We start from the raw sequence: 16,644 nt of genomic DNA, 5'->3' as shown, positions 1-16,644 counted from the left end.
CATGACTGCCACCGCAGAGAAGTTTGACCTCACGATCGATGGTTCCGCTGCCTCCACCCCCAAGGCGCCGGGCGCCCCCTCCGTGCGCACCGCGACCCGGACCACGAACAGCCGGCTGTCGACCGCCATCGCCGAGCGTCGCCACGTGCCGAAGCGCTCCGGCAAGGCCGACCCCACCGCGCACCTGACCGCCGAGGACGTCGAGGCCCTGGCCATGGAGCTCGACGAGCTGCGCCAGGGAGTCCTGGACTCCCGCGGGGCCGAGGACGCGGCATACATCCGCAAGGTGATCGACGTGCAGCGCAAGATCGAGCTCGCCTCGCGCGCGGTGCTGTTGTTCTCGATCTTCCCGCCGGCCTGGATCGTCGGCACCGCCGGCCTGTCGGTCGCCAAGATCCTCGACAACATGGAGGTCGGCCACAACATCCTCCACGGCCAGTGGGACTGGATGCGCGACCCCAAGATCCACTCGACCACCTGGGAGTGGGACAGCGCCACCCCGGCCGCCCTGTGGAAGCACAGCCACAACGAGCTGCACCACACCTACACGAACGTGATCGGCAAGGACAACGACCTCGGCTACGGCATCATGCGCGTCGACGAGGACCAGCGCTGGACGCCGGCCTACCTCGGCCAGCCGATCTACAACTTCGTCAACATGTGCTTCTTCCAGTACGGCATCGCGGCCTACGACCTCGAGATCGGCAAGCAGCTCGCCGGCCGCGGTGACAAGGAGGAGTTCAAGCGCAACGGCAAGATGGTGCTGCGCAAGGTCGGTCGCCAGGCCCGCAAGGACTACCTCCTGCACCCGCTCCTGTCCGGCCCGTCGTTCCTGCACACGATCGCGGCCAACGCGACGGCCAACTTCGTCCGCAACGTCTGGACGCACTCGATCATCATGTGCGGTCACTTCCCCTCGGGCGTCGAGACCTTCGCCCGCGCGTCCATCGAGGGCGAGAGCCGCGGCGAGTGGTACCTGCGGCAGATGCTCGGGTCGGCCAACATCTCGGGCAGCAAGGCCCTGCACATCATGTCCGGCAACCTGAGCCACCAGATCGAACACCACCTGTTCCCCGACCTGCCGAGCAACCGCTACGGCGAGATCGCCCCGCGGGTGCAGGAGATCTGCGAGCGCTACGGCCTGACCTACACGACGGGGCCGCTCTACAAGCAGGTCGCGTCCGCGTGGGGCCAGGTCATCTCCCTGTCGCTCCCGAACCCGGAGCCCGGTCGCAACCGTGTCGGCATCGCCGCTCAGGCGATCGGCAAGCAGGTGCGCCGCAAGCTGCGCAACCGTCGCCCGGTCCGCACCGCCTGAGCCCGGAGCCCCTCACCCCCCCTCACCCGGCGCCCAGCGCCACGAACGACCACGTCAGCCCGCCCGGACTCCGGGCGGGCTGACGCGTTGGCGCTGGGGCCGGTCGCGGCGACCGTCACACTCGCGTGGCGGTCACCAGCAGGTACTCCCAGTCGAGCACGGTGTAGCCGTCACCGCGGTCGAACCGTTCGGCCAGGGCGACGAGGTCACGGTCCAGGGCCGCGACCTTGTCGGCATCGTCGGCGATGGCCTTGTAGACAGCGATCGTCGGGCCGTAGTTGGCCTTGAAGAAGTCGCGGAACTCCTCCGGCGTGGCGAACTGGTCCACCACGAGGTCCTGCTGCCGTGCCGTGAGCGCCTCGACCCGGTCGCCGAACAGGTCGCGCACGTGGTCCACGTGGCCCCACAGCGGCGGGGGCTGCGCGCCGGGAGGCGGCGGCGGGGCGTACGGCTTCATGGTCGCGAACATCTGCCCGATGAAGCCCTCCGGCGTCCAGCTGAGCAGGGCTATCGTGCCGCCCGGCCGGCAGGTCCGGACCAGCTCGTCGGCAACCACCTGGTGGTGCGGCGCGAACATCACGCCGACGCACGACACGACCGCGTCGAACTCGCCGTCGGCGAAGGGCAGCGCCTCTGCGTCGGCGACCCGCCAGGCGATCGTCAGGCCCTCGGCCTCGGCGTCGCTGCGCCCCTTGTCGAGCAGCTCAGGGGTGAGGTCGGTGGCCACGACCTCGGCCCCGGTGCGCGCAGCCGGGAGGGCGACGTTGCCGGATCCGGCCGCGACGTCGTGCACGCGTTGGCCAGCCGTGATGCCGGCTGCCTCGACCACGATCGGGCCGAGGGAGGCGATGACCTCGCTGGCCACGGCGGAGTAGTCCCCGAGCGCCCACATCGCGCTGTGCCTGGCCTTGAGGGCGCGGTCCTCGTCGGTGTCGGTGATCGCCGTCCCTGATGTCTGGGTTGTCATGCCGTCTTTCCCCTCTTGTTTGCTGTCGTTCGTCCGGTTGCCCCTGCGATCCCGAAGGTAGGACTGCCCGGAGGAGGGCGGCATCCGTGGAGGTACCCAACTTCGGGGTGCGTGGCGGATGCCGCAGTGCGTGTATGCCGTCAGGCGCGGGTGAGCAGGCGGGCGACGGCCGCGGTGCGGGCGGACTTCCCGTGGAGGTCGAGCTTGGCGTAGACGTTGCTGAGGTGGCGCTCGACGGTGCGGACGCTCAGCGTCAGCGCGGTCGCGATGGTGTCGTTGTCCATCCCTCTCGCGGCGAGCTGCAGGATCTCCACCTCGCGCGTGGACAACCCATCGAGGGACTGGGGGTGCCCGGAGGCGGGCCTCGCGGGCGCCGAGCCCTCGTCAGTGAGGAAGTCACGCAGCTCCGCGCAGTAGACCTGCCAGGCGGGTTCGTCCTCGAGCACGATGTGGTTGTCGCTCTCGAGGGCCACCAGTCGGGCCCCTTCGATGCCCGCCGCGAGGTAGCGGGCCTCCTCGAAGTCGTTCATCCGGTCGCCGCGTGAGTGGATCACGAGGGTGGGCAGGTCGAGCTCCCCGAGCAGGGCGCTGCTGTCGGCCGCCAGGCGCTGGCGACGTGAGCTCCGCGCGGTGTCGGCGTCGGTCGAGACCCGCTGGAGCTCGTCGAGCCAGGTGTGCTGCTCCTCGGTGGCGCGGGGGATCATCAAGGACGTGAACACGCGACGGAACGCCGAGTCGGGCCGCGCCCAGCCGACCTTGATCAGCGCGTCGAGCGTGTCGTTCATCTCGGCCTCGGTCGGGTCCTTCGACTGCTGTCCGGAGTAGCTGCCGTAGAAGACCAGCCGGGAGACCCGCTCGAGGTGCTTCGCGACGTAGGCGATCGCGACCGGCCCGCCCTGGGCCATCGCCTGCAGCGCGAAGCGGTCGATCCCGGCGTCGTCGACGACGGCCTCGAGGTCGCCGAGCCGCGCCTCGAGGCTGTGGTCGGTGACGCCTCGGTCCGAGAGGCCGTGGCCGCGCTCGTCGAACCGGATGACGGTGTTCCGACGACCCCACTCCTCGAGGTAGTGCCGCCAGACCGGGGACTGCCAGTCGTACTGCAGGTGACTCAGCCAGCACGAGTCCACGACCATCGGCGGACCGGTGCCGTGCACGGCATACGCRATCCGCACGCCGTCGGGCGCGCGGCAGAACCGGATCTCCTGCCTCGGTTGCTGCGCCTGCACGCCCACCTCCCCGATGGTACGTCCGGTCCCTGCGCTCAGTCCGGCGGTGCGTCCATCTCGTCGAGCCACGCGCGGACGCTCTCGTCGTGCTGGCCCAACGTCGGTGGCGCGAGGTGCTCACTGCGCCCACCGGCATACGCGTTGTCGTCGAAGCGGATCGGTGGCCCAGGGATCTCGATGTGCCCCAGGACGGGGTGGTCGATGTCGAGCACGAGTCCCTGCGAACGCGTCTGGTCCCAGTCGTAGACGCGGTCGATGCTGCGCACCTCGCCCGCGGGGATGCCCAGCTCGGCCAGGCGCGGGAGGAGGACGTCGAGGGGGTATGCCGCGAAGGCGGCGTTGAGGGCGGCCGTCACCTGGGGGCGGTTCACGGTGCGCTCGCGGTTCGTGGCCATGCCGGGCGTGGCAGGGTCGATGTCGAAGGCCTGGGCGAGCTTGACCCACAACGACTCGCTGCCGCAGGCCACCTGGATGTCACCGTCCTGGCAGTGGAACAGGCCGTAGGGCGACAGCGAGGGGTGGTGGTTGCCCTGCGCGTGCCCGACGTGACCGGCCACGGTGTAGGCCGTGCCCTGGAAGGCGTGGGCGCCGACGAGGGCAGCCAGCAGGCTCGTGCGCACCACCCTCCCGACACCGGTGGTGTTGCGCTCGTGCAGTGCGGTCACCACCCCGTAGGCGCCGTACATCCCGGCGAGCAGGTCACCGATCGGCACCCCCACGCGCTGGGGGGTGTCGGCGCCTGGTCCGGTCACCGACATCAGCCCGGCCTCACCCTGGGCGATCTGGTCGTAGCCGGGTCTTCCGCCCTGGGGCCCGTCGTGCCCGAACCCGCTGATCGACAGGATGACGAGTCGGGGGTTGAGCTCGTGGAGGCGGGCCGCGGAGAAGCCCAGCCGGTCGAGGACGCCCGGCCGGAAGTTCTCGATCAGCACGTCGCTGTGGGTCGCCAGCCGGGTGAGCACATCGCGACCGTCGTCGGACTTCAGGTCGAGGGTGATCGACTCCTTGTTCCGGTTGGCGCTGAGGAAGTACGTCGAGATGGGGTCGTCCTCGGGCCCGACGAACGGGGGTCCCCAGCCGCGGGTGTCGTCACCGGTGCCGGGCGACTCGACCTTGATGACGCGGGCGCCCATGTCTCCCAACATCATTCCCGCGTGGGGTCCGGCGAGGGCTCGCGACAGGTCGATGACGACGATGTCCTCAAGGGGCGCGTTCACGAGGCTGCTCACATCCAGTCGACGTCGGCCGACGTCTTGCCGTCGGCGAGGCGAGCGTAGCCGGGGCCGCGGTCGAAGAACGGCTCCTCGCCTGCGCGGGCGGCGCGCAGCTCGGCGCGAAGGGCGTCGGAACCCGCTGTGTCGACGACCGGAGCGTCCTTGGTCCCCGAGGCGACCACGCCGTATGCCGCGCGGGCGCCCTCGAAGGACACCTTGCCCCAGCGCAGGTCGCGCTCGACGTCCTCGTAGGGACGCTCGAGCGGGTCACCCCAGCCACCGCCGCCGGTGGTGCGGATCCTGATGACCTGACCCGCCTTGACCGGTTCGGCATCGGCCAGGGCGTCGACCTCGCGCTCGTCGGGACCGCCGAGGTCGATGGTGACGTTGAAGGAGCTGCCGGCCTTGCCGCCCTTGACTCCCCAGCAGGCGAGGATCGACCGGTCGGCGATGGACATGAAGTGCGCGTCCTTGAGCATCCGGATCTGCTTCTCGTAGCCCAGGCCACCGCGGAAGCGCCCAGCGCCGCCGGAGTCGACGGCGAGCCCGAGCCGCTCGACGATGAAAGGGAACCGGCTCTCGGTGAACTCGGTGGGCAGGTTCCGCGAGTCGGGCACGACGTGGATGGTGTCCTCGCCATCGGCGTAGTAGCGCCCTCCCGAGCCGCCGCCGAGCACCTCGCGCATGAGGTAGTCGTTGCCGTCGCGGTCCTTGCCGTAGACGCCGGTGTAGCGGATCGTCTCCTGGTCGGCGGGCATCTTGCCGTCGACGGCCTTGGCCACGACGCCGGCCAGCACCCCGAGCAGCCTGAGGATGACGAAGGTCCGGGCGTTCGTGGGGGCGGGGAAGATCGGCGTCAGCAGGGTGCCCTTGTCCGGGAAGCGCATCTCGATGAGCGGCACGATGCCCTCGTTGACGTCGAGCTCGGCCATCCGTTCCGGGGTGTCGGCGAGGTTGCGCAGGATCGGCGCGAGCCACTTCTTGAGGAAGTTGCCGCCGACGTAGTCACCGCAGTGGTTGATCGGCCCCTTGGCCTGCGGTGCCGTGCCGGTGAAGTCGATGATGAGCCGAGGGCCCCCGTCCCCCGGACCAGGACCCCCCGTGGGCTCCTTGGTCAGGGTGATCCGCTGGGTGTGCAGCCTGGGGTCGTCCACCCCGTCGTGCTCGGCGTAGTCCTCCCAGACGTAGGTGCCGTCGGGGATCTTGGACAGGATCTCTCGCCGGTACGTCTCCGTGGTCTGGTCGAGGATCGTGTCGAACGCCGCCTCGATGGTGTCGCGGCCATAGCGCTCGAACAGCTCGGACAGCCGCCGAGCGCCCATCAGGCAGGCCGAGCACTCGGCGTCGAGGTCGGCAGCCAGGGAGTCGGGCATGCGGGAGTTGCGGGTCATGATCCGCAGGGCGGCCTTGTTGGGAACTCCCTTGTCCCACAGCTTGATCGGCGGGACTGCCAGGCCCTCCTCGTAGACGCTGGAAGCGTTGCTGGGCATCGAGCCCGGCACCGCGCCACCGATGTCGTCGTGGTGGCCGAACGCCTGCACGAACGCCACGACCTCACCGCCGCTGAACACCGGCACCGTCACGCACAGGTCGGGGAGGTGCCCGATGCCGCCCTCGGACTCGTAGACGTCGTTGTGGAAGAAGACGTCCCCCTCGCTCATCTCCGACAGCGGGAAGTCGCGGGCGATCGGGTGCACGAGGGCCGAGTAGGACCGGCCGGTGAGCTTGCGCAGCTGCCGGTCGTGGATGCCCGCCCGGAAGTCGTGCGCGTCGCGGATCATGGGGGAGCGGCTGGTGCGCGCGATGGCGGTCTCGACCTCCATCTCGACGCTGGCCAGCGTCCCCTGGACGATCTCCACGAGAATCGGGTCGACGGTGCTTCCCGGGGGTGTGAGCCGGTTGCCGTGCTCGTATGCCGTGGGCAGGCCGGCGTTGTTCATCGCGCACCTTCTGTTGAGGTGATGGGGGCTGCTGGGGGGTTCCGCGTGATGACGAGGTTGCCGATGGAGTCGACCCGCACCGTGAAGCCGGGGTGGACCGGCACGGTGGAGCCGAACTCCTCGATGACCGCAGGACCGTCGAGGGTGTCGCCGGCCCGCAGGTCCGGACGCCAGTAGATCGGGGTGTCGGCGGTCCCGGTGTCGGCGTCGAACCAGACCACCCGCGTGCTCGTGGGCGCGGGCAAGGCGGCAGAACCGGCCGAGTTTGAAGGATCGTGGTGACCATCACCCGGACTGGCCTTCAAAGTCGCGGCGTCGCGGGTCTCGACTTCGCGCAGCTCGGGACGCGTGATCGGGCCCACTCCCGTCACCCGGAGGTTGACCCACTCGACCTGCTGGGTCGGGTCGTCGCGGAAGTCGTAGCCGTACAACGCGCGATGCTCCGCGTGGAACGCATCGGCCACGCCCGCGGCATACGCCTCGTCGACGGTGCCCTCGGGGGCGGCGACGCGCACCTCGAAGGCCTGGCCGAAGTAGCGCAGGTCGACGGTGCGCGAGTAGCGGTGCTCGTCGCGCGGGAAGCCTTCTCCGTCAAGGGCTTTCGCGGCCTTGCCGGTGAGCTCGTCGAACGTCTTCTGCACCCCCGGGTAGTCGAGCGTGGCGTGCTTGGACACCATCGTCTGGACGTAGTCGTTCTTGACGTCCACGGTGAGGAGCCCGAAGGCGGAGACGTTGCCCGGGTTCTGCGGGACGACGACCCCGGCGAGGTCGAGGATGTCCACGAGCCGGCAGCCGAGCAGCGAGCCGGAGCCGCCGAACGTCGTGAGCATGAAGTCGCGTACGTCCAGGCCACGCTTCACCGAGACCTGGCGCAGCGCGTTGGCCTGGTTCCACGCGGAGATCTCGAGGATGCCGGTGGCGCACCGGACCGGGTCGATGCCGAGCTGGTCGGCCAGGGCGTCGATGCCCGCGCGAGCGGCGTCCACATCGAGGGGGATCTCGCCGCCGAGCAGGTGCGGAGGGATCCGGCCGAGGACGACGTGCGCGTCGGTGATCGTCGGCTGGGTGCCCCCCTTGGCATAGCAGAGCGGGCCGGGATCGGCGCCGGCGGAGTGCGGTCCCACCTTCAGCGTGCCCTCGGGGGAGACCCAGGCGATGGAACCCCCACCGGCGCCGACGGTGACCACGTCGATCATCGGGATCTTGCTGGGGTAGGCCCCGACGGTGCCCTCGGTCGTCAGGGTGGGCTCGCCGTCGAGGACGACGCTGACGTCGGTCGACGTGCCCCCGCCGTCACACGTCAGCACCTTGGGGAACCCGGCCCGCTTGGCGATCAGGCCGGCCCCGAGCGCGCCCGCTGCCGGCCCGGACAGCACCGTCGTGATCGGCTGGTGCACGACCTCGTCCGCCGACAGCACGCCGCCGTTGGACTTCATGATGTAGAAGGGGATCCCGCTGGCGAAGTCGTCGAGCCGCGTGTGGATGTTGGTGACGTAGCGGCTCACGTTGGGCTTCACGGCCGCGTCGACGAGGGTCGTCATCGAGCGCTCGTACTCGCGGTACTCACGCAGCACCTCGCTCGAGATCGACACGATCGCCTCGGGGTGCTCGCGCTGGAGGATCTCGCGCATCGCCAGCTCGTGCGAGTCATTGGCGTAGGAGTGCAGGAAGCACACGCCGAGCGTGGTGATCCCGCGGTCTCGGAACCAGTGGGCCGCAGCCACGGCCGTGGCCTCGTCGAACGGCCGGAGCTCGTTGCCCTGGAAGTCCATCCGGCCACCGACCGTGCGCACGGCGTCCGCCGGCACGATGCGAGGCGGCTTCACCCAGAAGTAGGAGTTGCCGTAGCCGTCAGGGACCGCCTGGCGGGCGATCTCGAGCATGAACTCGTAGCCCTCGCTGGTGATGAAGCCGAGCCGTTCGACCTTGCCCTCGAGCAGCTTGTTGGTCGCGACCGTCGTCCCGTGGCAGACCGCCGTGATGTCCGGCCCGGCCGCACCCATGAGGTCCAGCACCTTCGCGACGCCGTTGATGAAGCCGTCCGCCGGGTTGCTCGGTGTCGACGGCGTCTTGGTCGTCACCATCTCGCCCGAGTCCTCGTCGAACGCCACCACGTCCGTGAACGTGCCGCCCGTGTCGATACCGATCCTGATCCGCCGCTGAGCCATGGGTGAGATTCAACCGGTCAGGCGTCCACCTCGCCTTGGCACATGTTGCCAACCACGCCGGTGAAGGCTGTGTCGTCAGTCCTGCGCGGGGAGCGCCGGCCCCCGCACGGCACTCCGGAGCGGGTCGGCTCCGAGCATCGGCACCGCGCGCCAGCCGAGATGCACCGTGCCGTCGGTGCGGGTGTGGAGGCGCATGGTGTGTGGGGTCTCGATGAGGCGGACGTCCGCACTGAAGCAGCCGTCACCGTCCCAGCCGCCGGAGGCGACGACGGGCAGCTCGACGCCACCCACGGCGAGCGTCGATGACGCCCACGTGCCGTCGCCCACGTCGAGGACCACCTTGGTGCCGTGGCAGTCCAGGACCATCTCGTATGCCGCGCCGCCGGGCGAGAGGCTCATCGCGGCATATGCAGGGGGAAGGGTGCTGTCCTCGGCGCGCACCCACCACCCGGTTTCCGGGCCCTGGGCCGAGGACGACGGGGTGGGGACCGCCAGGGTGGCCAACCGCTCCTCGAGTGCGGCGTCGGCGAGTTCGTCGCCGCTCTCGTCCACGTGCCCGACGGCTGGCAGGAGGTGATCCCAGAGCAGGTCGAGGACGGCCTGCATGTCGAGGGTCTCGCTGGTGATGGCGACCGCCATGTCCTGCTCGGGGAGCACGATGGCGTACTGGCCGTAGGCGCCGTCACCGCGGTAGCCGTGCCGGGCGCTCCAGAACGAGACGCCGTAGCCCTCGCGCCAGTCGGGGTTGGGGTCGGCCTCACGGTTGGGCAGGCCGGTCGGTGTCGTGGCCGTCCTGACCCAATCGGGCGACAGCAGCGCGGACCCGTCCCACTGGCCGTGGTCGAGGTGGAGCTGCGCGAGGGCGAGGATGGCCTCGGAGCCGACGTGGATCCCCGAGAACCCCAGCTCACGGCCGGTCACGGTGCGGTGCCACACCACGTCGCCCCCGCTGCGGGGGTCGAGCAGCGGCAGGACCCGCTCGCGCAGCAGCGACAGCACCGACGAGCCCGTGACCCCCCGCACGGCACCCGCGGCGAGGTAGGTGGCGGTCTGGTTGTAGGCCCAGGCCGTCCCCGGCTCGTGCTCGGGCGGGGACGCGAGGATCGCGGCCAGCACGGGGTCGGTGCGGTCGCCCTCGCTGGGCTGGTCGTAGGTCGCCCGCGTGACGTCGGGACCCCAGCCCTCCCCGTCGTGACCGGTCGCCATCGTGAGGCAGTGGCCGAGGGTCAGCCGCCGGTAGCGGTCGGGTACGTCGACCCCGGCAGGCAGGTCGCCGGGAGGCAGCAGGTCGAGGACCGGCTGGTCGAGCGAGAGCCGTCCCTCGTCGACGAGCAGCCCGACCGCCGTGGCCGTGAACGACTTGCTCAGTGAGTAGACGAGCTGGACGCGCTCGGGGGCATAGGGCGCCCACCACCCGCGCGCGACGACGTGGCCGTGCCTTGCGACCAGGAGGCTGTGCGGGTCGTGACCGTCCGACTCGAGGGCGTCGATGACGGCGAGGAGGCCGAGCGCGTCGACGCCCTGGGCCGAGGGTGTGCTGGTGGGCAGCGGCATGCCGGTCAGTCTCGTTGCCGAGGTGCATTCGTGCCACTGGTGCCACGGATCGTCGGAGACCCCGGGCCGTGCCCGCGCACCGTCCCGAGAAGGGGCGAGTCCTCAAGGAGCCAGTCTCGCCGTTGGTGCTCGCGGCCGCGAAGGTCTCTCCACAACGTGAAACCGGCCTTCGCGATCGTGCAGGCTGGTTTCGCTTTCTGAAAGTTGCTAGGCGGGCTCCGGTCCGGGCTCCGGCTGGTCCGCTCCGAAGCGGCCTCGGTGGTCGAGGGGGATGAGCGGCTTCTCGCCACGGACCTTGAGCTGCTGGACGCCCCAGGTGTTGCCATCGGGGTCGGCGAAACCGAAGAAGGTGCCTCCGTCCCGCTCGTCGAACACCGTGATCTCGCTGCACTCGACGCCTCGACCGGTGAGCTCCTCGCGGGCCGCTGCCGCATCGGCGACGACGAGCTGCAGGCCACGCATCGAGCCCGGCGCCATCTCCTGCTGCGAGGGCAGCGTGCCGATGACGATCGAGCATCCGGAGCCCTCGGGGGTCAGCTGGGCGACGTCCATGAAGTCGTTGGTGGTGCGGTGGTCGAGGGTGAAGCCGACCTTGTCGCGGTAGAACTCGATGGCCGACGTCAGGTCGGAGACGGGCAGGATGACAACTTCGAGGGTCCAGTCCATGGCGCCATCCTGCCGGGTTCGCCTCCGCGCTGTAAGGACGTCAGTGGGGGAAGGACGTCTCCGCCGGGCGTTCGAGCTCGTCGCGGTGGTTGCGGATCAGGTCGAGGTTGCGGTCCCGCAGGTGGTCGAAGCCCTGGCCGATGTTGGAGCCCGGCGTGAGCGAAGACAGGGCCGTCGCCGGGTCGAGCAGGGCCGATACCCACCCCTCGTGCGACGCGGCCTTGGCGGCGATGTGGGCGTTCGGCGTCACGATGTGCGAGTTGCCGAAGTAGAGCACCCCCGCCGGGTCGATGCCGGTGGCGTTGGCGCCGATGACGTAGACGTGGTTGTCGTAGGCGCGTGCCCGAGACGTCAGCTCCCAGATGTCGGCCGACCGCAGCAGTGCCGACGGCCGGGCGATCACCTCAGCCCCCTGCACGGCCTGGATCCGGGACAGCTCGGGGTAGTCGCCGTCGAAGCAGATGATCATGCCGATCCTGCCGAGGTCGGTGTCGCAGACAGTCACGGTGTTGCCGGGGGTCACCCACCCGCCACCGTCCACGTGCTCGGTGCAGAACGGGTGGGTCTTCCGGTAGACGCCGATGACGTCACCAGAGCGGTCGATCAGCACCGAGGAGTTGTAGACGACCCCCCGCTCGGGCCCACGCTCGTAGGTGCCCAGCACTGCATACACGCCGAGGTCGCGGGCCACCGCCTGCACCGGCTCGGTGACGGGTCCGGGGATCTCGGACACGAGGTCCCAGAGCTCCTCGGTCGTGCAGTCGGGGGTGAACCCGGTCGTCGCCGACTCCGGGAGCACGACGAGCTCGGCGCCCGTCGCGTCGACGCAGCGCCGCGTGAAGTCGACGCACTTGTCGAGGTTCTTGCGCACCGACTCCGGGGACAGTGGTCCCGGCACCGGCGCGAGCTGGATGGCAGCGGCTGTGAATGCACGCATCAACGTCCTCCGATCGCCCATCCCACGATAACCCCGGCCAGTGCGATCGCCCCGCCCGTGAGGACGCCCCAGGCATACGGACGGCCGCCGTACGCTGCCGTGGAGGTGCCGACCCCCTGGATGGGCCGGGGGCCGCTGGGCACCTCCTCGACGGAGACGCCGGGGCTGACGCCCTTGCCGGCCTTCTTCTCCTGGCGGACCCCGGCGATGTCGTCGTCCACCGCCTCGAAGAACTGCCCGGCCATCTTCCTGGTCACACCGGCGAGCATCCGCTGACCGACGCCACCGATCACCCCGCCGACCGCTGCGTCGGCGTCGTAGCTCAGGTCCGTGCCACCGCCGGCCGAGGGCGCGAGGCGAACCACGACGTCCGCGTCGACCGTGCCCGGGCCGCCGGCGCCCTGCGCCTTCATCGTGAACTGCTCGGGATGCTGCGGGTCACGCAGCGCGACCTTGCCCTCGTAGGTGCCCTTGATCGCCGCGACACCCGCGGTGACGGTCATGGCGTACTCGTCGGGGCCGACCTCGGTGAGCGCCTCGCAGCCGGGCAGGCAGCGGGCCAGCACCTCGGGGTCGTGGAACGCGTCCCACACCTGTTGGGGCGTCGCCTTGAGGGCGGCGGTGCCGGAGATCTTCATGGTGCCTCCTGGGCAGGCGGGGCGGGTGCGGAGCCTGACGACGTGGTGGGTGCAGGTGGGGCCGAGGTATGCCGCGTGCGGGCGAGCGAGGGGATCTCACCGCGGGCGTGCCGCTGGCGCAGCTCCCACAGCTCGACCGGGGAGATCGGCATCGAGGTGATCGGGAAGCCCTCGGCGTCCTCGATGGCCGAGGCGATGACCGCCGTCACGGGGATGCAGCCGGCCTCGCCAGCACCCTTGATGCCCAACGGGTTCAGCGGCGACGGGGTCTCGAGGTGGTCGGTCTCGATGTGCGGCACCTCGGAGGCGTAGGGCATCAGGAAGTCCATGAAGCTCGCATTGAGCAGCTGCCCGGACTCGTCGTAGACCATCCGCTCGTAGAGCGCTCCACCCACGCCCTGGGCGACGCCGCCGTGGACCTGTCCCTCGACGATGAGCGGGTTGATCATGTTGCCGCAGTCGTGGATGACGCAGTAGCGCAGGATGCGGATCTCGGCGGTGACCGGGTCGGTCTCGACGATCGCCGCGTGCATGCCGTTGGCGAAGGTGGCCTGGGTCGGCGAGTAGAAGTCCTTGCCCTCCAGGCCGGGCTCGTCGTCGTCGGCGACGGGGGGCTTGTCGGGGTCGTTGCTCCCGGCGAACTGGGTGGCCGCCTTGGCCGCGTCGTCGAAGGCGTAGCGCAGCGGGTTGGACATGACGGAGATGGTGCCCAAGGACATCGTGGTTCCGGGGGCACCCTTGACCTGCACGATGCCGTCGACGATCTCGAGGTCCTCAGCCGACACCTCGAGGGCGTCCGCCGCGATGCGAAGTGCCTTGGCCCTGACGTTGCGCGCGGCGAGGGCGATCGCGTTGCCGCTCATCACCGCTGCGCGGGAGGCGAACGTGCCGACGGCATACGGCATCCGGCGGGTGTCGCCGGTGGTGACGAAGACGTCCTCCAGGCGCACGCCGAGCTCCTGCGCGACGATCTGGGCGAACGACGTCTCGTGTCCCTGGCCCTGCGAGGTCAGGCCGGTGGACACGTTGACCCGACCACTCGTCTCGATCTGGATGTGACCGCCCTCGTAGGGGCCGACGCCGGTGCCCTCGACGTAGCAGCCGATGCCCAGCCCGACCCGGCGACCCTCCGCCTCGGCCTGGGCGCGGTAGGCCGCGAAGTCGTCCCAGCCCACGAGGGCCTTGAGCTTGGCGAGGGAGGCGGGGAAGTCGCCCGAGTCGTACTTGAGCGGCCGCCCGTCCTGGAAGAGCAGCCCGTGGTCGTAGGGCATCTCGCTCGGGAGGATGAAGTTGCGCGACCGCACCTCGGCCCGGTCGAGACCCAGGCGGTCGGCGATGGCGTCCATCGTGCGCTCCATGGCGAAGCAGCCCTGCGGCCGTCCGGCGCCGCGGTAGGGCGTCACGAGCACGGTGTTGGTGTAGAGCGACCAGAACTCACACCGGTAGGCGCCCGGCTTGTAGGGACCGAGCAGCTGGGTCGAGGTGATGATCGGGACGATGATGCCGTAGGGGGTGTAGGCACCGTTGTCGTGCCAGAACTTCACGTCGAGACCGAGGATGCGCCCCTCGTCGTCGAAGCCGACTCGGATCTGCTGCAGCTGCCCACGCTCGTGCGCGCTGGAGATGAAGTGCTCGCGACGGTCCTCGGTCCACTTCACCTCCTGCTCGAGAAGTCTTGCGGCCCAGGGGATCAGGACCTCTTCGGGCCACGGGTGGTTGATCTTGACCCCGAAGCCGCCGCCCACGTCAGGGGCGATGCACTCGACCTTGGCGAGCGGCAGGTCCAGCTTGGCGGCCACGGCTGCCCGGACCCCCGTCGAGGTCTGGGTGGAGGAGAAGATGCGCAGCTCACCCTTGTCGGTGTCCCACCGGGCCAGGACGCCCTTGCCCTCCATCGGCATGCAGGCGCTGCGCTCGATGTCGAGGTCCAGCTCCAGCGTGTGGGGCGCGGCGTCGATGGCCGCGTCGACGTCGCCGACCTCCTGGAGCATGCGACAGGCGACGTTGCCGGGCACGTCCTCGTGGACCAGCGCCGACCCGTCGCGGGCGTTGGCGATCCCGACGACGGGGGTGAGCAGCTCGTAGTCCACCCGGATCCGCTGGCAGACGTCCTCGGCGACGTAGCGGTCGCGGGCGACGACCATGACGATCGCCTCGCCGACGTAGTTGACCTCGTCACGCGCCAGGGCGAACTGCGTGCGGCCGTGGGTCAGGGTGGGGTGGGGGATGAGCAGGGGGAGCGGTTCGCCGACCTTGCCCGGCAGGTCCTCGTGGGTCCAGATCCCGACGAGTCCGTCGATCTCGAACGCGTCGGTGACGTCGATGTCGACGATGCGGGCGTGCGCGTGCGGGCTGCGCACGAAGGCGGCAGCCAGCGCGCCGTGACCCATGTCGTCGAGGTAGCGACCGCCGCCGGTGACCAGGCGCGGGTCCTCCTTGCGCGTGATTCGCGCCCCGAACATCTGGGTCGTCACGTCGCCTCCCCGGTCTCGGCCCCACCGCTCGCCAGCTCAGCGGTATGCCGCGTGCCCGGCTCCGCGGCATACCCCGCGCGTCCGCGCTCGGCACGGATCTCGGCTGCGCGCAGGACGGACTTCACGATGTTCTGGTAGCCGGTGCAGCGGCACAGGTTGCCCGAGATCGCCTCGCGAGCTTCCTCTGAGGTCGGGTGCGGGTGGTCCTCGAGGTAGGCGGTGATGGTGGTCAGGAAGCCGGGCGTGCAGAAGCCGCACTGCAAGCCGTGGCACTCGGTGAACGCCTGCTGGACCGGGCCCATGGCCTCGATGGTGCCGAGGCCCTCGACCGTGGTGATCTCGTGGGCCTGGGCGGTGACCGCGAACATCAGGCAGGACCGCATCGGCTGGCCGTCGACGAGCACGGTGCAGGCACCGCAGACCCCGTGCTCGCAGCCGACGTGGGTGCCGGTGAGTCGCAGGTCGTGGCGCAGGAAGTCGGACAGCAGGCGTCGGGCCGGAGCCTTCGCGTGGCGGGGGACCCCGTTGACCGTGACGGTCAGGTCGAGCAGCTCTTCGATGGCCGGTTCGGTCATGCTGCTGGACCCTCCGTGTCGTGTGAGCTCCGTTGCCAGGCAAGGGAGCTCGCGGCGGCCTCGGCCAACGTCAGTCGGGCGAGCTCGGCTGCCAGCATGGCTCGGTACTCGGCGGTGGCGTGGATGTCGCCCTCGGGCTCGATGGCGTCGCGGACGAGGTCGGCCGACGTCGACCAGTCGACGGCGCCCGGCTCCTGCCCCACGAACAGGGACGTCACGTCCAGGGTGCGGGGGACGTCGGTGACCGAGACGAAGGACAGGCGGGCGTCCGCCACGACACCGTCGGTCGTGCGGACCGCGGCGGCCACGCCGGCCATCGCGTAGTCGCCGTGTCGGCGGGCGCGTTCCATGAAGGCCGTGCCCGTGCCGACAGCGAACCGCCGGAACCGCACCGCGACAGCCAGCTCCTCGGCCTCCAGGGACGTCTCGAGGGCGCCCTGGAAGAAGTCGGCCACAGCGATCTCGCGGGAGCCGGACGTTGAGACCGCCTCGACGACCCCGTCGGTGAGGGCGAGCATCGCGGGCATCTCGCCGGCAGCATCGGCGTGGGCGATCGAGCCCACGGTGGTCCCCCGGTTGCGGATGACGGGGTGCGCCACGTTGACCAGCGCCTGGCGCAGCAGCGGCAACGCGGCATACGCCTCGTCGTGGTGCTCGAGCTGCGCGTGGCGCACCAACGCACCCACCCGCACCTCGGTGTCACTGACGGTCACGTCGGCGATGCCGGCGACCTGGTTGATGTCGACCAAGTGGGCGGGGGAGGCGAGGCGCATGTTCAGGATCGGGATGAGGCTCTGGCCGCCCGCCAGGACCTTCCCTTCGTGCCCGACCTCGGCCAGCACCGCGACCGCCTCTGCGACGGTGCGAGGGGCGTGGTGCACGAACGGGGCGGGCTTCACGGACTGATCCTGCCTTCTCGAGTCGGTGGGGGCTAGTTCCGCACTGGAGCGGTGGGCGGGGGAAAGGG

General features: G+C 70.3%; 13 protein-coding genes. 1 reads left to right on the top strand and 12 read right to left on the bottom strand.

Features of this window, described 5'->3' with window-relative positions; all coding sequences use genetic code 11:
* Position 1: 1 nt before the first annotated feature.
* Positions 2-1,318 carry a fatty acid desaturase family protein gene (locus tag AC1DXJ_RS14465; RefSeq protein ID WP_477614833.1) on the top strand — a complete coding sequence of 439 codons (1,317 nt, stop codon included), beginning with the start codon at positions 2-4 and terminating at the stop codon, positions 1,316-1,318.
* A gap of 115 nt (positions 1,319-1,433) precedes the next feature.
* Here AC1DXJ_RS14465 and AC1DXJ_RS14460 read toward each other — a convergent pair whose 3' ends face one another.
* The 12 genes from AC1DXJ_RS14460 to AC1DXJ_RS14405 form a co-directional block, all read right to left on the bottom strand.
* Positions 1,434-2,285: a class I SAM-dependent methyltransferase gene (locus tag AC1DXJ_RS14460; protein WP_477637326.1), complete on the bottom strand. Its 852-nt coding sequence runs from the start codon at positions 2,283-2,285 to the stop codon at positions 1,434-1,436.
* A 140-nt stretch (positions 2,286-2,425) separates the two neighbouring features.
* On the bottom strand, positions 2,426-3,517 hold the full coding sequence (locus tag AC1DXJ_RS14455) for an alpha/beta fold hydrolase (protein WP_477637325.1): 1,092 nt from the start codon (positions 3,515-3,517) through the stop codon (positions 2,426-2,428).
* 29 nt (positions 3,518-3,546) lie between these two features.
* Positions 3,547-4,728: a CaiB/BaiF CoA transferase family protein gene (locus tag AC1DXJ_RS14450; RefSeq protein ID WP_477637324.1), complete on the bottom strand. Its 1,182-nt coding sequence runs from the start codon at positions 4,726-4,728 to the stop codon at positions 3,547-3,549.
* An 8-nt stretch (positions 4,729-4,736) separates the two neighbouring features.
* Complete coding sequence (locus AC1DXJ_RS14445; protein ID WP_477614837.1) at positions 4,737-6,665, bottom strand: hydantoinase B/oxoprolinase family protein; 1,929 nt, start codon at positions 6,663-6,665, stop codon at positions 4,737-4,739.
* Positions 6,662-8,833 carry a hydantoinase/oxoprolinase family protein gene (locus tag AC1DXJ_RS14440; protein ID WP_477637323.1) on the bottom strand — a complete coding sequence of 724 codons (2,172 nt, stop codon included), beginning with the start codon at positions 8,831-8,833 and terminating at the stop codon, positions 6,662-6,664. Before AC1DXJ_RS14440 ends, AC1DXJ_RS14445 begins: the two co-directional genes overlap by 4 nt.
* 75 nt (positions 8,834-8,908) lie before the next feature.
* A complete protein-coding gene (locus AC1DXJ_RS14435) occupies positions 8,909-10,387 on the bottom strand; it encodes a serine hydrolase domain-containing protein (protein WP_477614839.1) in 1,479 nt (492 codons plus the stop codon).
* 207 nt (positions 10,388-10,594) lie between these two features.
* Positions 10,595-11,053 carry a VOC family protein gene (locus tag AC1DXJ_RS14430; protein WP_477637322.1) on the bottom strand — a complete coding sequence of 153 codons (459 nt, stop codon included), beginning with the start codon at positions 11,051-11,053 and terminating at the stop codon, positions 10,595-10,597.
* A gap of 40 nt (positions 11,054-11,093) precedes the next feature.
* On the bottom strand, positions 11,094-11,990 hold the full coding sequence (locus AC1DXJ_RS14425; RefSeq protein WP_477614841.1) for a carbon-nitrogen hydrolase family protein: 897 nt from the start codon (positions 11,988-11,990) through the stop codon (positions 11,094-11,096).
* Complete coding sequence (locus AC1DXJ_RS14420) at positions 11,990-12,628, bottom strand: SRPBCC family protein (protein ID WP_477637321.1); 639 nt, start codon at positions 12,626-12,628, stop codon at positions 11,990-11,992. Before AC1DXJ_RS14420 ends, AC1DXJ_RS14425 begins: the two co-directional genes overlap by 1 nt.
* Positions 12,625-15,102 (bottom strand): aerobic carbon-monoxide dehydrogenase large subunit, encoded by a 2,478-nt coding sequence (cutA, locus tag AC1DXJ_RS14415; protein ID WP_477637320.1) that lies wholly within the window; start codon positions 15,100-15,102, stop codon positions 12,625-12,627. The genes AC1DXJ_RS14420 and cutA overlap by 4 nt, the downstream gene beginning before the upstream one ends.
* Positions 15,099-15,677: a (2Fe-2S)-binding protein gene (locus tag AC1DXJ_RS14410; protein ID WP_477637319.1), complete on the bottom strand. Its 579-nt coding sequence runs from the start codon at positions 15,675-15,677 to the stop codon at positions 15,099-15,101. The genes cutA and AC1DXJ_RS14410 overlap by 4 nt, the downstream gene beginning before the upstream one ends.
* A complete protein-coding gene (locus AC1DXJ_RS14405; RefSeq protein ID WP_477614845.1) occupies positions 15,674-16,576 on the bottom strand; it encodes an FAD binding domain-containing protein in 903 nt (300 codons plus the stop codon). The genes AC1DXJ_RS14410 and AC1DXJ_RS14405 overlap by 4 nt, the downstream gene beginning before the upstream one ends.
* Between the last annotated feature and the right edge of the window lie 68 nt (positions 16,577-16,644).

The sequence above is a fragment of the Pedococcus sp. P2_D9 genome, assembly GCF_056404275.1.
This window is presented reverse-complemented; position numbering and strand designations above follow the sequence as displayed.